The organism is Rhizobium rhizoryzae (assembly GCF_011046895.1).
Lineage (GTDB): Bacteria > Pseudomonadota > Alphaproteobacteria > Rhizobiales > Rhizobiaceae > Neorhizobium > Neorhizobium rhizoryzae.
In genome coordinates, this window is sequence record NZ_CP049250.1 from 2882805 (window position 1) to 2900147 (window position 17343).

General features: G+C 55.8%; 15 protein-coding genes and 4 tRNA genes. 1 reads left to right on the forward strand and 18 read right to left on the reverse strand.

What is annotated here, in order from left to right; genetic code table 11:
• Nucleotides 1–96: 96 nt before the first annotated feature.
• The 12 genes from rpoB to G6N80_RS19855 all read right to left on the reverse strand — a co-directional run bounded on the left by rpoB (nt 97) and on the right by G6N80_RS19855 (nt 10835).
• Nucleotides 97–4236 carry a DNA-directed RNA polymerase subunit beta gene (rpoB, locus tag G6N80_RS19800; RefSeq protein ID WP_062553869.1) on the reverse strand — a complete coding sequence of 1380 codons (4140 nt, stop codon included), beginning with the start codon at nt 4234–4236 and terminating at the stop codon, nt 97–99.
• Nucleotides 4237–4496: 260 nt separating this feature from the next.
• Nucleotides 4497–4874, reverse strand: a complete 378-nt coding sequence (gene rplL, locus G6N80_RS19805; RefSeq protein ID WP_062553868.1) for a 50S ribosomal protein L7/L12 — start codon at nt 4872–4874, stop codon at nt 4497–4499.
• 60 nt (nt 4875–4934) lie between these two features.
• Nucleotides 4935–5453, reverse strand: a complete 519-nt coding sequence (rplJ, locus tag G6N80_RS19810; RefSeq protein ID WP_062553867.1) for a 50S ribosomal protein L10 — start codon at nt 5451–5453, stop codon at nt 4935–4937.
• Nucleotides 5454–5801: 348 nt separating this feature from the next.
• Complete coding sequence (gene rplA / locus G6N80_RS19815) at nt 5802–6497, reverse strand: 50S ribosomal protein L1 (RefSeq protein WP_165136226.1); 696 nt, start codon at nt 6495–6497, stop codon at nt 5802–5804.
• A gap of 2 nt (nt 6498–6499) precedes the next feature.
• Nucleotides 6500–6931: a 50S ribosomal protein L11 gene (gene rplK, locus G6N80_RS19820; protein ID WP_062553865.1), complete on the reverse strand. Its 432-nt coding sequence runs from the start codon at nt 6929–6931 to the stop codon at nt 6500–6502.
• A 143-nt stretch (nt 6932–7074) separates the two neighbouring features.
• Nucleotides 7075–7605 carry a transcription termination/antitermination protein NusG gene (nusG, locus tag G6N80_RS19825; RefSeq protein ID WP_062553864.1) on the reverse strand — a complete coding sequence of 177 codons (531 nt, stop codon included), beginning with the start codon at nt 7603–7605 and terminating at the stop codon, nt 7075–7077.
• Nucleotides 7606–7621: 16 nt separating this feature from the next.
• Entirely contained in the window at nt 7622–7822 is a 201-nt protein-coding gene (secE, locus tag G6N80_RS19830; protein WP_062553863.1) for a preprotein translocase subunit SecE, read from the reverse strand.
• A 183-nt stretch (nt 7823–8005) separates the two neighbouring features.
• A tRNA-Trp gene (locus G6N80_RS19835) sits at nt 8006–8081 on the reverse strand.
• Nucleotides 8082–8294: 213 nt separating this feature from the next.
• Nucleotides 8295–9065 (reverse strand): glycosyltransferase, encoded by a 771-nt coding sequence (locus G6N80_RS19840; protein WP_062553862.1) that lies wholly within the window; start codon nt 9063–9065, stop codon nt 8295–8297.
• Between the two features lie 246 nt (nt 9066–9311).
• Nucleotides 9312–10487, reverse strand: coding sequence for an elongation factor Tu (tuf, locus tag G6N80_RS19845; RefSeq protein WP_137136476.1), 1176 nt, complete (start codon nt 10485–10487; stop codon nt 9312–9314).
• A gap of 164 nt (nt 10488–10651) precedes the next feature.
• Nucleotides 10652–10725 (reverse strand) — tRNA-Gly (locus tag G6N80_RS19850).
• Between the two features lie 25 nt (nt 10726–10750).
• Nucleotides 10751–10835, reverse strand: a tRNA-Tyr gene (locus G6N80_RS19855).
• 194 nt (nt 10836–11029) lie between these two features.
• Between G6N80_RS19855 and G6N80_RS19860 the strand changes: the two genes are divergently transcribed.
• The gene (locus G6N80_RS19860; protein WP_165136229.1) at nt 11030–11908 is read left to right on the forward strand and encodes a TrmH family RNA methyltransferase; all 879 of its coding nucleotides are present in this window, start codon (nt 11030–11032) and stop codon (nt 11906–11908) included.
• A 12-nt stretch (nt 11909–11920) separates the two neighbouring features.
• Here G6N80_RS19860 and G6N80_RS19865 read toward each other — a convergent pair whose 3' ends face one another.
• The 6 genes from G6N80_RS19865 to G6N80_RS19890 form a co-directional block, all read right to left on the reverse strand.
• Complete coding sequence (locus G6N80_RS19865) at nt 11921–12421, reverse strand: response regulator (RefSeq protein ID WP_206531708.1); 501 nt, start codon at nt 12419–12421, stop codon at nt 11921–11923.
• Nucleotides 12422–12531: 110 nt separating this feature from the next.
• A complete protein-coding gene (locus G6N80_RS19870) occupies nt 12532–13590 on the reverse strand; it encodes an HD-GYP domain-containing protein (protein ID WP_062553188.1) in 1059 nt (352 codons plus the stop codon).
• A 10-nt stretch (nt 13591–13600) separates the two neighbouring features.
• Nucleotides 13601–15826 carry an ATP-binding protein gene (locus G6N80_RS19875; protein ID WP_165136232.1) on the reverse strand — a complete coding sequence of 742 codons (2226 nt, stop codon included), beginning with the start codon at nt 15824–15826 and terminating at the stop codon, nt 13601–13603.
• The gene (locus G6N80_RS19880) at nt 15823–16317 is read right to left on the reverse strand and encodes a putative pterin-binding protein (RefSeq protein WP_165136235.1); all 495 of its coding nucleotides are present in this window, start codon (nt 16315–16317) and stop codon (nt 15823–15825) included. The genes G6N80_RS19875 and G6N80_RS19880 overlap by 4 nt, the downstream gene beginning before the upstream one ends.
• A 46-nt stretch (nt 16318–16363) precedes the next feature.
• Nucleotides 16364–16825, reverse strand: a complete 462-nt coding sequence (locus G6N80_RS19885) for a chemotaxis protein CheW (RefSeq protein WP_062552577.1) — start codon at nt 16823–16825, stop codon at nt 16364–16366.
• A 326-nt stretch (nt 16826–17151) separates the two neighbouring features.
• Nucleotides 17152–17227: transfer RNA gene (locus G6N80_RS19890), tRNA-Thr, on the reverse strand.
• Between the last annotated feature and the right edge of the window lie 116 nt (nt 17228–17343).

Below are 17343 nucleotides of genomic sequence, written 5' to 3' on the forward strand. Positions count from 1 at the left end.
AAAACGGTCATAGCCGCAAAATGCGGCGATTTTCCTCTCCTACCGTCTCGGCAGGTAGAGGATGGCGCGCGCAAGCGGCGCGCGCCTCGTTTTTAATTATTCAGCCGCGTCAGGAAGCTGACCGGAACCATCCGCCGCGTCGAGTTTGGAGTTTTCAAGCTCCACTGACAGACCGAGCGAACGCATTTCCTTGACGAGAACGTTGAAGCTTTCCGGAATACCGGCTTCGAAGGTGTCGTCACCACGGACAATCGCTTCGTAAACCTTGGTACGGCCGGCAACGTCGTCGGACTTGACCGTCAGCATTTCCTGCAGGGTGTAGGCAGCGCCGTAGGCTTCAAGAGCCCAGACTTCCATTTCCCCGAAGCGCTGACCACCGAACTGAGCCTTACCACCAAGCGGCTGCTGGGTGACAAGCGAGTAAGGGCCAATCGAGCGAGCGTGGATCTTGTCATCGACCAAGTGGTTCAACTTGATCATGTACATGTATCCGACAGTCACCTTGCGGTCGAAGGGCTCACCGGTACGTCCATCGTAGAGGACGGACTGACCCGACTCATGGAGACCCGCCTTCTTCAGCATCGCAGCAACATCAGGCTCGTGAGCGCCGTCGAAAACAGGCGTCGCGATGGAAACACCGCGCTTGGCTTCTTCAGCGAGCTTGACGAGCGAGTCGTCGTCGAAACGAGCGACTTCGTCATGCGACTCACTCGCATAGATCTCAGTCAACTCGTTGCGAAGCTCGGTAATGTCCATCGTCTTGCGATACTCTTCGAGCATCTCGCCGATCTTCTTACCCATGCCCGCGCAAGCCCAGGCCAGATGCGTTTCCAGGATCTGACCAACGTTCATGCGCGACGGCACGCCGAGCGGGTTCAAGCAGATGTCAACATGCGTACCATCTTCCAGGAACGGCATGTCTTCAACCGGAACGATGCGGGATACAACACCCTTGTTTCCGTGACGGCCGGCCATCTTGTCGCCTGGCTGGATCTTGCGCTTCACGGCCACGAAGACCTTGACCATCTTCATGACGCCCGGAGGCATTTCGTCGCCGCGCTGAACCTTTTCGACCTTATCCATGAAACGCTGTTCAAGGCGAGACTTGGATTCGTCGTACTGACCACGCAGAGCTTCGATCTCGGCCTGGACCTTTTCGTCCTCAACCGCAAACATCCACCACTGCGAACGCGGATATTCCGAAACGATCGCGTTGGAAAGCTCGACACCCTTCTTGAAGCCCTTCGGACCGGCGACGGACACCTGTCCACGAAGCATGTCGATCAAACGACCATAGACGTTACGATCGAGGATCGCCTGCTCGTCATCACGGTCCTTCGCGAGGCGTTCGATTTCCTCACGCTCGATCGCCATCGCACGTTCATCCTTTTCAACGCCGTGGCGGTTGAAAACTCGAACTTCCACGACGGTACCGAACGTACCAGGCGGCATGCGCATCGAAGTATCGCGAACGTCGGAAGCCTTTTCACCGAAGATGGCGCGAAGAAGCTTTTCTTCCGGTGTCATCGGGCTTTCGCCCTTCGGCGTGATCTTGCCGACGAGAATATCGCCAGGCTGAACTTCCGCACCGATGTAAACGATGCCAGCTTCGTCGAGGTTCTTCAGCGCTTCTTCCGAAACGTTCGGAATGTCACGCGTGATTTCTTCCGGGCCGAGCTTCGTGTCACGCGCCATGACTTCGAATTCTTCGATATGGATCGATGTGAACACGTCGTCAGAGACGATGCGTTCAGACATCAGGATCGAGTCTTCGTAGTTATAGCCGTTCCAGGGCATGAACGCGACGAGTGCGTTGCGACCCAACGCCAGATCGCCAAGATCCGTCGACGGACCATCCGCAATGATGTCACCGCGAGAGATCACATCGCCGACCGTTACCAGCGGACGCTGGTTGACGCAGGTGTTCTGGTTGGAGCGTTGGAACTTCTGGAGGCGATAGATATCCACACCTGACTTGCCAGCATCCAGATCTTCGGTCGCACGAATAACGATACGCGTTGCGTCGACCTGATCTACCACACCACCACGGCGGGCCGCGATGGCAGCACCGGAGTCGCGTGCAACGACAGGTTCCATACCGGTTCCGACAAACGGTGCTTCAGCTCGTACCAACGGCACGGCCTGACGCTGCATGTTCGAGCCCATGAGAGCACGGTTGGCGTCGTCGTTTTCAAGGAACGGAATGAGAGCCGCTGCGACCGAAACCAGCTGCTTCGGCGAAACGTCCATCAGGTTGATGTTGTCGCGCGGGGCAAGCATAACTTCACCGGAGTGACGGCAGACAACGAACTCGTCCGAGAAAGCACCGTCCGATGTCAGTGTCGCATTGGCCTGAGCGACGTAGTACTTCGCTTCTTCCATTGCCGACAGATAGATAACGTCGTTCGTGACCTTACCATCGACAATCTTGCGGTACGGGCTCTCAATGAAGCCGTACTTGTTGACGCGAGCGAAGGTTGCGAGCGAGTTGATCAGACCGATGTTCGGACCTTCCGGCGTTTCGATCGGGCAGATACGGCCGTAGTGCGTCGGATGAACGTCGCGAACCTCGAAGCCCGCACGTTCACGTGTAAGACCACCTGGACCAAGAGCCGAGAGACGACGCTTGTGGGTAATTTCCGAAAGCGGATTTACCTGGTCCATGAACTGCGACAGCTGCGAGGAACCGAAGAATTCGCGAACGGCAGCGGCAGCAGGCTTCGCGTTGATCAGATCCTGCGGCATGACCGTATCGATCTCGATCGACGACATGCGCTCCTTGATCGCACGTTCCATGCGCAGCAAGCCGAGACGATACTGGTTTTCCATCAACTCGCCGACCGAGCGAACTCGACGGTTACCGAGGTTGTCGATGTCGTCGATCTCGCCCTTGCCGTCGCGAAGCTCAACAAGCATCTTGACAACGGCCAGAATGTCTTCCTTGCGCAGCGTGCGGACGGTATCCGGGCAATCCAAGTCCAGACGCATGTTCATCTTGACGCGACCAACGGCCGACAGATCGTAACGCTCCGCATCGAAGAAGAGCGAATTGAACATAGCTTCCGCCGACTCCATGGTCGGTGGTTCACCCGGGCGCATGACGCGATAGATGTCAAACAGCGCGTCCTGGCGGTTTTCGTTCTTGTCCGCCGAGAGCGTGTTGCGGATGTAGGCGCCGACATTGATATGGTCGATGCCGAGGACCGGGATTTCGTCGAAGCCGGAATCCAAGATCAGCGCAAGGCTCTTCTCGTCCAGCTCATCACCGGCCTCGAGATAGATTTCACCGGTCTCGTAGTTGACGATATCTTCAGCGAGGAAGTTGCCATAGAGGTCGTCGTTCGAAGCCTTGAGAGCCTTGAGACCCTTGTCGGTCAACTGACGAAGCAAACGCGGCGTCAGCTTCTTGCCAGATTCGACGACAACTTCGCCCGTATCGGCGTCGATAAGGTCTGAGAGGGTCTTGGCACCCTTCAACGTCTCAGGCTGGAACGGGATGCGCCAGCCGTCACCATCGCGCTGATAAGAAGACTTGGTGTAGAAGGTCGAAAGAATGTCTTCACCGTCCATGCCAAGCGCCATCAAGAGCGAGGTCACCGGCAGCTTGCGACGACGGTCGATACGCGCATAGACGATATCCTTGGCATCGAACTCAATGTCCAGCCAGGAACCGCGGTAAGGAATCACGCGAGCAGCAAAAAGCAACTTGCCGGAAGAGTGGCTCTTGCCCTTGTCGTGGTCAAAGAACACACCTGGCGAACGATGCATCTGGGACACGATGACGCGCTCGGTACCGTTCACGATGAACGTACCGTTATCTGTCATCAAGGGCATGTCGCCCATATAGACGGACTGTTCCTTGATGTCCTTGATCGACTTGGAGCCTGTATCCTCATCAATATCAAACACGATCAGGCGCAGCGTCACCTTCAGCGGCGCAGCATAGGTCAGGTCACGCTGACGGCATTCTTCCACGTCGAACTTCGGCGGTTCGAATTCGTAGGAGACGAACTCCAGCATTGAAGCGCCAGAAAAGTCCGTGATCGGGAACACGGACTTGAAAACGGCGTTAAGCCCCTCATCGGGGCGCCCACCTGCTGGCTCTTCGACCATCAGGAACTGATCGTAGGATGCCTTCTGGACCTCGATGAGGTTGGGCATCTCAGTGACTTCGGGGATCTTTCCGAAAAACTTGCGTACGCGCCTGCGACCGTTGAACGAAAGGGTCTGAGCCATCGTCGCTCCTTCAAAAAATATGCATCCGGGCCTGCAACGGACGGGTCTCGCTGGCCAGTCGACCCCGTCAGATCAATGGGTGGATCAAACTCGTTTCGCCTATCGAACCGCCAGCCGGATTGCCGTACGCCGCGAAGGGAAACCATCCTCTTGAAGAACCCATTACCCAAAAGCCGTTTCACCGGCTTTTGGGTAATCAGGTCCACAGAAAACGCCAATAAGAGAGGGCGAAGACGCCCTCTCTTACCGATTTTTCGAAATTACTTGACGTCAACCTTGGCGCCAGCGTCTTCGAGCTTCTTCTTGATGTCAGCAGCTTCGCCCTTGGAGACGGCTTCCTTGACAGCCTTCGGAGCGCCTTCGACGAGGTCCTTGGCTTCCTTGAGGCCGAGGCCGGTGATGCCGCGAACTTCCTTGATGACGTTGATCTTGTTGGCGCCAGCGTCAACCAGGATTACGTCGAATTCAGTCTTTTCTTCTTCAACAGCAGCCGGAGCAGCAGCGCCGCCAGCAGCAGCAACAGCTACAGGAGCAGCTGCAGAAACGCCCCACTTCTCTTCCAGCAGCTTGGAAAGCTCAGCAGCTTCCAGAACGGTCAGAGCGGAGAGGTCTTCAACGATCTTAGCGAGATCAGCCATTTTCTTAAGTCCTTTTGTGTTCGGTTCGAACTGGTTTGTTTGTTACAGCGAAAAACCGCCTCAAGCGGCTTCGTCCTTCTTTGCGTAGGCCGCAAAAACGCGGGCGAGCTGTGCTGCCGGTGCCTGAACAACACCTGCAATGCGAGTAGCCGGGGTCTGAATCATACCCAGCAGCTTTGCACGCAGTTCGTCCAGCGAAGGCAGGGTCGCAAGCGACTTGACGCCTTCCGCGTTAAGCGTGGTCGAGCCCATGGCGCCACCCAGAACAACGAGCTTGTCGTTGGTCTTGGCGAAATCCATGACGACCTTCGGAGCCGTAATCGGGTCGGCGCTGTATGCGATCAGCGTCTGGCCCTTGAAGAGATCTACCATCCCTTCGGACTCCGTGCCCTGAAGAGCGATCTTGGCCAGACGGTTCTTCGCGACTTTGACGGTGCCGCCAGCTGCGCGCATCTTCGAACGAAAGTCGTTCATTTGCGCAACTGTAACACCAGCATAGTGGGCCACGACAACCGAACCAGAAGCCTTGAAGACTTCGTTCAGCTCCGTGACGAATTCGCGTTTTTCCGCTCTTTCCACTGTCTGTCTCCAGTTGACAGGACCGATCAAAGGATCGGGACCTGCCGGGTTGCCTTTGCCACTTGGGACCTTATTGCAAGATCCCGAGCAGCGCTCGAGGATCCTGTCCCCCCGCACGTAACCGGTATGGTTACGGCACAAGGCACATCAGGTTCGAACCGGAACCCTCAGGGGCGCATCGCGCGCGCCTGTCGATAATCCAGATCTTACCCGTCTCATGCAGGTCAAACGATTAAGGTCGAAACCACCCGCAATCTCGGACAGGAATTCCGGGTTTCCCCGGATTTTCCGGGCCCGGAGGCCCGAAAATTCTTTGCGACGGTCAGCAACAAGCCGACCATCTTAAAATCAAGCGAGAACCGTCGAAGGCTCTACGCGCACGCCCGGACCCATGGTCGAGGACAGTGCAACACGCTTTACGTAGTTGCCCTTGGCGCCGGCCGGCTTTGCCTTGACGACGGCATCAGCGAACGCCTTGATGTTTTCTTCCAGAGCCTTGGCGTCGAAGGAAGCCTTGCCGATACCGGCATGGATGATACCAGCCTTCTCGACGCGGAACTCGACTGCGCCACCCTTGGAGGCCTTGACTGCGCCTGCGACGTCCATGGTTACCGTACCGACCTTCGGGTTCGGCATCATGCCACGCGGGCCGAGAACCTTACCGAGACGGCCAACGAGCGGCATCATGTCCGGCGTTGCAATGCAGCGATCGAAATCGATCTTGCCGCCCTGAACGATCTCGACGAGATCTTCAGCGCCAACAACGTCCGCACCGGCTGCCTTGGCTTCATCAGCCTTGGCGCCACGAGCGAAAACCGCAACGCGAACATCGCGACCAGTGCCGTTCGGCAGATTGACAACACCGCGAACCATCTGGTCAGCGTGACGTGGGTCAACACCAAGGTTCATGGCAATTTCGATTGTCTCGTCGAACTTTGCAGTTGCACGGTCCTTGACGAGAGAGATTGCGTCGGTGAGGGCGATCAACTTGGTAGGATCGATACCTTCGCGAACCTTCTGAATGCGCTTTGCTACCTTAGCCATGATCAAGCCACCACTTCCAGGCCCATGGAGCGGGCAGAGCCCTCAACCATCAGCATTGCGCCTTCAACGTCAGCCGCGTTGAGATCCTTCATCTTGGCTTCAGCGATCGCGCGGACCTGAGCCTTGGTGATGGTACCGGCCTTCGCACCCTTACCAGGCGTCTTGGAACCGGATTGGATCTTTGCCTCCTTCTTCAGCCAGTACGTAACCGGCGGCTGCTTCATAGCGAAGGTGAAGGACTTGTCCTGGTAATAGGTGATGACGACCGGGATCGGCATACCCTTTTCCATTTCCTGCGTAGCGGCATTGAATGCCTTGCAGAATTCCATGATGTTGATGCCGCGCTGACCAAGTGCCGGGCCGATTGGCGGAGACGGGTTTGCCGATCCTGCCTTGACCTGGAGCTTGAGCTGGCCTGCTACTTTCTTAGCCATTTCTCTGCCTTTCCAATTGAACCGGTTACCCGGCCCTCAATGCCAACATGCGAATGCTGGCGGCTGCGGTTGCGTGGTCAGGAACTTGTCGCCCGGCTAAGGCGCCTCCTCCCACGCGCATGGGGAGAACCTCCCCTTCTCGATCAGACCTTTTCGACCTGACCGTATTCCAACTCGACGGGCGTCGCACGACCGAAGATGGAAACCTCCACCTTGAGGCGAGACCGCTCTTCGTCGACATCCTGAACGATACCGTTGAACGAGGCGAACGGACCATCAGAAACACGAACCTGCTCACCAATCTCGTAGGAGATGGACGACTTTGGCCGCTCAACACCTTCTTGGACCTGACCAAGGATACGGTCTGCTTCATGGTCCGGAATCGGAACCGGCTTATTATCCGATCCGAGGAAACCCGTCACCTTAGGAGTGTTCTTGATCAGGTGATAAGCTTCGTCCGTCAGGTTGGCGCGGACAAGCACATAACCCGGAAAGAACTTCCGCTCGCTATCGACCTTGCGACCGCGACGAACCTCAACGACCTTCTCTGTCGGCACCAGGATCTTTTCGAAAAGATGCTCAAGCCCCTTCTGGCGAGCCTTCTCCTCGATCGATTCCGCAACCTTCTTCTCAAAATTCGAATAAGCGTGGACGATGTACCAACGTGCCGCCATCTTCATCTCCACTCAATCAAGCGCCGATAGACAGCACGAGGCCAATAAGCCAACCAATCAATTGGTCTGCCGCAAAAAAGAACAGGGCAGCAAATATGACCATGACAAGGACCATTGCCGTGGAGATCATCGTCTCACGACGCGACGGCCATGTAACCTTTGCCGTTTCAGCCCGCACCTGCTGGAGAAACGTAAATGGATTTGTTTTGGATGCCATGTCTGCCCACGCAATTACGGCGCGTAAAGCTGATACTATTCAGCCCCACGCACCGCGTGTCTGTTTGAACCCTACATAAACACCGTCTTTCCATCTGACAAGTGGAAAAACAGCATCCGATTAATGCCTTTGTAACGAAACTCCCGATCCGCCTGCTGAATGATTGCGCGCCGATCAAGGGAGTGGCAGGGGCAGAGGGGCTCGAACCCCCGACCTGCGGTTTTGGAGACCGCCGCTCTACCAACTGAGCTATACCCCTATTCCCGTTCTTCAAGGTTGCCCTTGAAAAGCATGGCGCTCCTTTAAGACGACTGATTGGACTTGGCAAGTGGGTTTGTGATTTTCCTCACAAATTCCGGTTTTCTCGTCGAGATAATTCCTGGAGGGCACAGCATGTATGCGTCGTGTTGATCCAGTTTTGCCGTGGAGGCCTTGGACGCGGTCGCTCAAGGCTCAAGGACCCTGATTGGGGTTACTTGAGGCGCTGTTTGCGTCGCAAATGGTCGACTCGACGAGTGATCGAATTTTTCCATTTTCGCATTGTACGCATTGAAAAAAAGCGATTCGCTTTTCCCAAAAGGGTGAGAAAGCTCTTCTGCTCGACAGGTGTGTAGTTACTGCGCTCCCAACCGAGGTGGTCAACGCCCGCGTCGACCAGCCACCCCATGATTCGGCCCTGATTCTTGTAGTGAAGACTAAGAGCCGATTCGCTATTGAACGCCGCATAGCCGCCCGGCAGAAGCTTGTAGTCGGACAATCGCTTTACCGTAGGATTGAAAGTAAAGCTGAACCAAACGTGATGAGCCAGTGGGCCGACTTTTCGGTGCGCTGCCGGTTGTCCGAAAATAGGCAGGCGTCGAATGTTCGCAGGCATGTCCTTATCGGACCTGAGAGAAACGAGAAGCAGGTCGTCATCCGCCTTCAGAACATCCAGGGCCTGCCGTACCACGCCGGGCTTGGGAAACTCCCAATCGTCTTCAAGATGGAGAATGTAAGGTGTCGTCACACAAGCATAGGCTTTGTCAATCGATCGGTGCTGGCCGATGTTATTGCCGTTCACAATAAACCTGAGAGGCTGCCCGGGATAACGAGCGGCTATTTTCTCGACCTCAACCTGGTCCGAATCTTCAATGACGATGAACTCATGAAGCGGATAGTCGTTTGAAGCAAAAAAGCTATCGAGGGTCTTCACGAGCAAGTCATGCCGACGACAACTCGTCAAAACCACAGTCAAATCCGACATACGCTTCCCCATCATCCTCACTGGCCGCGCCTTCGCGTAGGATGAGCTTCGGATACTGTCAATTGAATATTGCCAAAGGCGCTGCAAGGTAGTGTCAGAGCGCTCAACTGGGCCAATCGTGCGACTGCAATCATCCAAGCGGCCTAGGATATCCGCCTTCAAACGAAAAAACCGGGCGACCGTTTCAGGCCACCCGGTTTTTCAATTGATCATGGTGAGGAGATCAAGTCCCCCCACCTTGTCTGATTACTCGATGATCGAGGCGACGATGCCGGCGCCGACGGTACGGCCACCTTCGCGGATCGCGAAGCGCAGCTTTTCTTCCATCGCGATCGGAACGATCAGCTCAACGTCAACGGTTACGTTGTCGCCAGGCATAACCATTTCCGTGCCTTCCGGAAGCGTGACGATGCCAGTCACGTCCGTCGTGCGGAAGTAGAACTGCGGACGGTAGTTCGTGAAGAACGGCGTATGACGGCCGCCTTCTTCCTTCGTCAGGATGTAGGCTTCTGCCTTGAACTTCTTGTGCGGCTTGACAGAGCCAGGCTTGCACAGGATCTGACCGCGCTCAACGCCGTCACGGTTCACGCCACGCAGAAGAGCACCGATGTTGTCGCCGGCCTGACCCTGGTCGAGCAGCTTGCGGAACATTTCAACGCCCGTGCAGGTCGTCTTCGTCGTTGCACGAATGCCAACGATTTCGATTTCTTCACCGACCTTCACGATACCACGCTCAACGCGGCCCGTCACAACCGTACCACGGCCAGAGATCGAGAACACGTCTTCGATCGGCATCAGGAACGGCTGGTCGATCGGACGCTCTGGCGTCGGGATGTAGGCGTCAACCTGAGCCATCAGCTCGCGGATCGCGTCTTCACCGATCGTCTTGTTCGAATCTTCCAGAGCAGCAAGAGCAGAGCCCTTGACGATCGGAATGTCATCGCCCGGGAAGTCGTAGGACGACAGAAGTTCACGAACTTCAAGCTCTACGAGTTCCAGAAGTTCAGCGTCGTCAACCTGGTCGACCTTGTTCAGGAACACAACGATCGCAGGAACGCCAACCTGGCGAGCCAGAAGGATGTGCTCGCGCGTCTGCGGCATCGGGCCGTCAGCGGCGGAGCAAACCAGGATCGCGCCGTCCATCTGCGCTGCACCCGTGATCATGTTCTTGACGTAGTCGGCGTGGCCGGGGCAGTCAACGTGGGCGTAGTGACGGTTCGCCGTCTCATACTCAACGTGAGCCGTCGAAATCGTGATACCACGCGCCTTCTCTTCCGGAGCAGCGTCGATCTGGTCGTACGCCTTGAACTCGCCGAAGTACTTCGTGATCGCTGCCGTCAGAGACGTCTTGCCATGGTCAACGTGGCCAATCGTGCCGATGTTCACATGCGGCTTGGTACGCTCAAACTTGCTCTTTGCCATTGATGCTTCCTGTGATCAAAAAGAATGGTTCATCCGCGCGTGCGGATTTGGTGACGCCGTTTAAGGCTTTCCAGTTCAATGCGCAAGATAATTATTGCAAAGGTCCCGGAGGTATCCACGCGCAACAGCCAGACGCTATCAACTGAATGTTTCTTGGTAGAATTTGGAGCGGGTAGCGGGAATCGAACCCGCGTATTCAGCTTGGAAGGCTGCTGCTCTACCATTGAGCTATACCCGCGGGCTTGTTCGGTCAAAGATCAGAATGGTGGAGGGAGTTGGATTTGAACCAACGTAGGCTGAGCCAACGGATTTACAGTCCGTCCCCTTTAACCACTCGGGCATCCCTCCAGTATTCTGTCTGGACCGAAGACCAAGCTTGTGAACCGCGTCGTTTGCTGCAGTCACGGCGGCGTATATGACTGCCAGTTCGCCTGCTGTCAACACGACATCAAATGAAAATTTCGAGAAATTTCAAAACTTCTCTTCGACCTGTGGATGACGGCGGACTTTCGCCTTGGATGCACAGTCGTTATAAGGCGGGCATGACCAAGAACGACAACAAAGACAAATCCGCCCGGGACAGCCACTACGCCACTCTGCGTCGGCAAGTTCGCGATTCCAAGAGAGAGCGTGGCGAAATTCCGACGCCAGCGCCCGTCAAGCGCCGCAAGGCAGGCGCAGATTGGTCTCCGCCGCAGCTCGAGGCGGAACAGGTCTACCTTTATGGGCTTCATACCGTTCGCGCAGCCATTGAAAATCCGGCGCGCAAACTGGTGCGCCTCTTTGTGACGCAAAATGCATTCATCCGGCTCGATATCGGCCCAGCGGAAGCGCTGTCGTTTCCGGTGGAATTCGTCGTTCCGTCGGACATCGAGCGCATCCTAGGGCCTGAAGCGATCCATCAGGGCGTCATGCTTGAGACCAGAGCGCTTCCCATTCGACGGCTCGAAGCGCTGAAAGACAGCCCTCTCCTTCTGGTTCTCGATCAGGTAACTGATCCGCATAATGTGGGGGCGATCATGCGTTCAGCCGTCGCATTCGATGCGGGTGCGGTGATCACGACCCAGCGTCACAGCCCGACCGAATCGGGCGTGCTTGCAAAGTCTGCGTCAGGGGCCCTGGAGCTTATTCCCTACATCCAAGTCACCAATCTGGCGGATGCACTTGGTGAGCTTCATAAACTCGGCTTCCAGTCGATAGGACTCGACTCGGAGGGACCAGCTCCAATCGAGGGGACCTTCACGGGAGACAAGATTGCCCTTGTGCTTGGTTCTGAAGGAAAAGGATTGCGCCAGAAAACCCGTGAAACGGTGACCGCGCTGGCCCGACTTGACATGCCTGGCGCCATCAAGTCGCTCAATGTTTCGAACGCCGCCGCTATCGCACTTTATGCAACAGGAAAGTTCCTCAAGCGAAGGTAGCCCTCAGCAATATCAGTTTTCGAAACGCTTGAAGCGTTCTGGCGCCAGCGCGTCTCCCCCTGACCGGAGATCCGCTGCGAACTGGATGGCACCTACCAGCTCCAGATCGAAGATCGGCTTGGAAATGACACCGAGTGTTCCTGGCACGCCCTCCCCCAGCAGATCCGGGTTGGCGGTCATGAAGAGGACGGTCGCGCCAGATTGCGCCAATGCAGCACCAATGGTCGGGCCGGTTATTCCGTCCTGCAACTGCACATCGACGAGCGCGATTTCACAATCCTGAGCGTATTTCATCGCGTCCTGTGAATTCGCTGCTATTCCCACCACATCGTGGCCGAGCGCCATTACCGCATCCTCGATATGAAGTGCGATCAGCAACTGATCTTCGACAATCAAAATTTTATAGGTCATTGAATTCGGCCCGCCATCCGATCCGTGAGAACTCACAAGCACGGGAAAGGTTCCCATAATTTTCGCACGAACCTGTGGGTCAAGGCCGATGAACGCGATCAAGGTGTTTCTGCAAAATCATTTGGCGCGCAGCCATTTCCGGGATCAGCCACGCGCCTTGCAACCCAAACACCGACTTCAAATTCTAATTCCTGGCTAAGATAACCAGATGTTCAGGCGGCAGCTCCCGGTTCTTCGGTTTGCTCGTGCGGCGCGTTCATGATTCTTCTGATATCCGGCAATGCATCAATGAAAGCCTGAACACATTGAGGATCAAACTGACTGCCAGCTCTATCCTGAATATGCCGGATCGTCTTATCTATGGTCCATGCCTCTTTATATGGTCGAGCCGTCGTAAGCGCATCAAAGCTATCGGCAATTGCAACGATTCGGCCTGCCAAAGGGATCTCGGCTCCGGAAAGCCGATGCGGATACCCCTGCCCATCCCAACGTTCGTGATGGGCCCCGGCGATCTCAGCGGCCAGTTGAAGCAAGCTCGAGCGAGAATGTCCCAATATCTTCGAACCGATCGATGTATGACACTGCATCTGCGCGCGCTCGATGTCGGTATAGATGCCTCGTTTCAGAAGTACGGCATCCGGAATACCCACCTTGCCGATGTCATGCATCGGAGCAGCCATGCGAATGTCGGCGCAGATTTCCTCTGGCAGGCCATAGGCCTTGGCGATTGCTTCCGAATACGCGCCCACCCGCAGGGTATGCATTGCCGTCTCCGGATCTTTATAGCTAGCAGCCAAGGTCAGTCGATAAATTATTTCCTGCTCACGCTCGCGCAGTTCGTTGACGACTTTTTCAACTTCGGTGCGCAGCCATTCCGCCCGATCTGCCAATTGATTTCGAGCTGTGGTCAGAGCCGCGAGATTACGGATGCGCGCCTGAAACTCGAGGGGGTTGATCGGCTTCGTCAGAAAATCAATCGCGCCAGCATTCAACGCCGTCATTCGGGTGGCGGTATCGCCATCGGCTGTCACTACTACGAACGGCTTATCGCGATATTTATCGAAGCGGCGAATCTCGACGAGGAGATCAACGCCATTATAGACAGGCATCTGAAAATCGATCACTCCGATATCGAAGTCCAAGTCCGGCATTGCATGCAGCGCTTCTTCGGGACTGGAGAAGCCAATTGCCTTGCATCCATCCACGGTCGCAACAAGTTTCTTTAGCAGAACCAGATTGGTCTTGTTGTCGTCGACCACCAGAATGTTCATGTCTTTCTCCTCAGGCGGCCAGCGCAGTCTGCGCGGCACGAATTTGTTGCGAAAGCTCATCAATGTCGGACAGTGTGAGTTCCCTCTTGCGAAGAGTTTGCGCCTGCATGGCAATCTCCTCCAGACCGATATTGGCTGCAGCTCCCTTTAGATTATGCAGAAGCGTGTCAAAATTTTCCTTACGTCCGTCCTGCATTGAGACATTCAGTGAATTCAGAAGATCGACTGCATCATCAAAAAATGCTGCCATGAGCTCCTCAAAGGCATCTGCGCCCAGGATATCCTCAATTTCCTTCCTTCGGTCGGCCACAGCCGCGATACCGCTTCTCGGTTCCTGCGAATGGTTGTCTGAAATCGTATCGACAGCAGGGCGTTCCGGCTCGGTAGAGGACATGGGAATTACATCTTGCAACAGGGCATGCAGGGCAGCGAGACTAATTGGCTTTGCCTGGAAGCCAGTCATGCCAGCGTCCCTGCACAGGCGTCGATCTTCTTCCGAAGCATTTGCTGTCAGCGCTATAATGGGCACATTCCTGTTCCGGCTCTCGGGCTCACGAAGACGACGCGTTGCTTCAATCCCGTCCATGATCGGCATCTGCATATCCATCAGAACAAGATCGAAATCCTGCCTGGATGCCAATTCCAGTGCGACCTGACCATTTTCAGCGACAGCCGCTGCCTGTCCCAGATGACCAAGGTAGCCGAGGATAACCTGCTGGTTGATCTTGTTGTCTTCAGCCAGAAGGATCCTCAGAGGCGCAATCCTGGCGAATACGTTGGGCGTTTCGACATCCTGTTCCGTTGCCGGAGCCTCTGTTGCCTGCACCGGGACCTCGAACCAGAAGGTGCTGCCGAAACCAGGTGCGCTATCCACACCGATCCGACCACCGAAGCGGTCAATGATCTCCTTGCAGATGGTCAGCCCCAGCCCGGTGCCGCCGTAGCGACGGCTGATGCTGGCATCGACCTGAGAGAAGGGTCGAAACAGCTTTTTACGCCCTTCTTCGCCTATACCGATGCCAGTATCCTGAACTTCAACGCGCAACCAAACCCCACTCTGGCGAACCTGCTGCCGCATCCGCAAGGTTACGGTACCTTCGCTGGTGAATTTCACGGCATTGCTCATCAGGTTCAACATCACCTGACGCAGGCGTGTGGGATCCGCAAGGACGTGCCGCGCATGCCAACGATGGGGAAGGTCTACAGAAATGCGCGTTCCCGCTTCCGTCGCGCGTCCGCGCATCATTTCCGCCGAATTTTCCGCCAGCGTGACGAGATCGACCGGACGCTCCTCTAGCTCAAGCTTGCCGTGCTCGATTTTAGCGTAGTCCAGGATCTCGTTGATGATATCGAGCAGAGCCTCCCCGGAACGGCGAATTGCTCTAACACGGCTCAGCGCATCCTCGGGGAGCTTGTTCAGTTCCAGCAGTTCCACCATGCCCAATATGGCATTGAGAGGTGTACGAATCTCATGGCCCATGGTCGCCATGAACTGTGATTTGGCGCGGTTGCCCGCCTCAGCTGCCTGATATGACACTGTCAATTCGTGCGCCATAGCCTCAAGGCTCGCACCTGCCGCCTGCACACCGCGCAACTGACGTCTGAGCCCGACGATGAGGAGCAGAACAGAAATCGACAAAAGACCGACGATCAGGAAGGCCTTCTGCTGCAGCGCCTCCACTTCTAACCGGTTCTGGGCGCGCTCTTCGCTCGTGAGCGTATTCGTGTAAACGAGCAGAGCACCCGTCGCTTCCGACAATGCACTGGCCTGCGCCAGGAGCTCGAGGGCATTCACGGACGCGGGGTCAACCTGCGTCAACTTGCTAAAGACCGGGTCCAGATGCATGATCATGCCCTGAACCTGTTCCAGCCTCGCCTTGACCTCGTTGTCTGCTGAAAAGCCTTGCTCGAACTTCGACTTCCGCAACACGTCCATGCGCGAGTAGACGATATCGAAACGCAGGGCGAGCCGTTCGCGCGTCGCGGCGGCTTCCAACCCTTCGAAAGGCACTTCCTTCAGGGAATGGAACAGTTCGTCCGCTTCACGGTCCAGTTGGTAGACAGACCACATCGCGTTTTCACGGACAGCGTCTTTAAGATTACCCTGCCGGTTCGAGATATCGATGTAGATGGAAACGAGGATCCCCAGCAGGATCACTGCGAAGATCTGAAGCGCCGCCGTCGTCCGGCTGGCGCGGCGAATGACCTCGCCACCGAACGGCATTGCTGGTGTCACGGCTTTACCTCAATCTCCTTGATCTGCCAGACAGACCGGGAAAAATACTTTTCGTTGTAAAGTGCTGGATCCTTATCGAACGGATAGATCAGGAAAAGAGGCCCCTTTTCTCGGATCGACATCACCTTGCCATTCTGTCGCGTCGCCAGAATCGTATCCAGCTTCTCGGCATCTTCAACGGGCACCTCCGCGAAATAGTCGTTCAAGGCCTTCACCTGAAGTTTGCTGCCAGTCGCTCCCGCAGCATTCAGGATCGCTCGAAGAAGCGGACCCGAGAAACTTGTTTCTCCTTCCGTCCACGGTGTCTTCATTTTGCCTGTACGGCCGTCCAGTTTTTCCAGCATCTCAAGGTCGAACTGCGCTGTCGCGCCGACATTGGCATGAGCAAGAGTGCCCTTTACCGTCAAGATCACGGGCCCTTTCGGCGCGTCCAACGCCAGGGCCGAGGAGGCAAACAGCAGGGAAGAAGCGATCAGAGTGAGAAATCGCATTTTTGAAGGCCCGTTTTGTTTTCTCGGAGTGTGAAGAGGCAGCAACTCAAGCTGCCTGAGGGATCTGGTCGTTCTCGAACAGACGTTCGATATTGAGGTAGCAGATCATTCCGGAGTCGTGGGTGATGATCCCGTCGCAGTAGCGGCTGTCGAAACTGGTCAGGACGGTGGGAACCGGCTGCAACTGGTCAGCTGACACAGTCAGCATGTCTGTCACGTGATCGACGACCAGGCCTACAATCGTTGGACCAGCCTCAGCCACGACGATAGCGCTGCGTTCCGTGCGTTCCGCTGGCGTCATGCCAAGTCGGCGCGCCAGATCAATGGTGGGAATCACGTTGCCGCGCAAATTGATGACACCGAGCACAAATTCAGGCGCGTTCGGGATAGGCATCGATGGCCCCCAACCGCGGATCTCACGCACGCCAGTAGTGCGGATGCAAAAGTTTTGTTCGCCCAAACGGAAGGCGATGATTTCCAGAGCGTCGTTCTTGGTTGCGGCCGTCATGGGTCGATCCTCATCTGGCAGTTTCGGGCAATGGTTCCGAACCGACGAGGGATGCCGTTCACGCAAGAACAATGGCCTGCATGCCTGACAGCTGAAAATCGTGAGGATGTCCGCGCTGAAGATGACTTAACTGCGTCTCAGCATCGATTCGGTCGGGTCCGCATTCATTTCGGTGGTGATGCGACCGCATCGCCCGACGCTTTCAACCTAGTCGAAAGAGTCTAATCGACGCTGAAATAATTGCTTCAATTTGATTGAATTCTCGCTTTTTCACGCAGAGGCAGCTTGTGAGCTACCATAGTGAACGGCGACTATGAGAAGAAAAATGGTGCCCCCGGCAGGGTTCGAACCCGCGACCCCCTGATTACAAATCAGGTGCTCTACCAACTGAGCTACAAGGGCACTTGCGGGTGTCCAACTAGCATATCTGGCCGCTGTGTAAACCCCCAAATCCAATTTTCGAGACGAAGAAGAGATAAAAGAGAGGGAGAACCATCAACCCTCAGCATGGCCTTGTA

Bases quoted from the DNA above. Each gene is read 5' to 3' on its own strand.
- rpoB (WP_062553869.1), bottom strand. From the start codon at position 4,236: ATGGCTCAGACCCTTTCGTTCAACGGTCGCAGGCGCGTACGCAAGTTT.
- rplL (WP_062553868.1), bottom strand. From the start codon at position 4,874: ATGGCTGATCTCGCTAAGATCGTTGAAGACCTCTCCGCTCTGACCGTT.
- rplA (WP_165136226.1), bottom strand. From the start codon at position 6,497: ATGGCTAAGGTAGCAAAGCGCATTCAGAAGGTTCGCGAAGGTATCGAT.
- rplK (WP_062553865.1), bottom strand. From the start codon at position 6,931: ATGGCTAAGAAAGTAGCAGGCCAGCTCAAGCTCCAGGTCAAGGCAGGA.
- nusG (WP_062553864.1), bottom strand. From the start codon at position 7,605: ATGGCGGCACGTTGGTACATCGTCCACGCTTATTCGAATTTTGAGAAG.
- secE (WP_062553863.1), bottom strand. From the start codon at position 7,822: ATGGCATCCAAAACAAATCCATTTACGTTTCTCCAGCAGGTGCGGGCT.
- G6N80_RS19840 (WP_062553862.1), bottom strand. From the start codon at position 9,065: ATGTCGGATTTGACTGTGGTTTTGACGAGTTGTCGTCGGCATGACTTG.
- tuf (WP_137136476.1), bottom strand. From the start codon at position 10,487: ATGGCAAAGAGCAAGTTTGAGCGTACCAAGCCGCATGTGAACATCGGC.
- G6N80_RS19860 (WP_165136229.1), top strand. From the start codon at position 11,030: ATGACCAAGAACGACAACAAAGACAAATCCGCCCGGGACAGCCACTAC.
- G6N80_RS19870 (WP_062553188.1), bottom strand. From the start codon at position 13,590: ATGAACATTCTGGTGGTCGACGACAACAAGACCAATCTGGTTCTGCTA.
- G6N80_RS19880 (WP_165136235.1), bottom strand. From the start codon at position 16,317: ATGCGATTTCTCACTCTGATCGCTTCTTCCCTGCTGTTTGCCTCCTCG.
- G6N80_RS19885 (WP_062552577.1), bottom strand. From the start codon at position 16,825: ATGACGGCCGCAACCAAGAACGACGCTCTGGAAATCATCGCCTTCCGT.